Origin of the sequence: Sphingobacterium gobiense, from assembly GCF_002980575.1 — a bacterium.
Taxonomy (GTDB): Bacteria; Bacteroidota; Bacteroidia; order Sphingobacteriales; family Sphingobacteriaceae; genus Sphingobacterium; species Sphingobacterium gobiense.
The window spans coordinates 1-342 of record NZ_PVBS01000016.1 but is presented as its reverse complement, the minus strand read 5'-3'; the positions used below and the strand labels follow the sequence as shown (position 1 = coordinate 342).

The following is a 342-nucleotide window of genomic DNA, read 5'->3' as shown; positions in this document are numbered from 1 at the left end:
GCCGCAGGTGTAAAGGTAGAGATACCATAGCCGAGCGGTACTAATAGCCCGAAGCTTTCCGCGCCGGAAAGTTCCTTTGTCCTCTTTTTTTGTTCGCTTTTTTTCCCGATAACTGTCAATTTAATAGATATGAATTATAAGCTATAGTGACTCATCATTTATCACTTATAATTCATCACTAAAAAGATATTCAGGTGCCTATATCGGCGGTGTCTACCTCTTCCCATTCCGAACAGAGCAGTCAAGCCCGCCAGAGCCGATGGTACTGCCGTAAAAGGTGGGAGAGTAGGTCGGTGCCGGTTTTTATACGGAGCCCCTTCAGATTTCTGAAGGGGCTTTTTT

Annotated in this window: 1 rRNA gene; it reads left to right on the top strand. The window is 45.0% G+C overall.

Annotated features, from left to right (window positions below):
* Positions 1–190 precede the first annotated feature (190 nt).
* Positions 191–302: ribosomal RNA gene (gene rrf, locus C5749_RS19390) — 5S ribosomal RNA — on the top strand.
* The last annotated feature ends 40 nt before the right edge of the window (positions 303–342 follow it).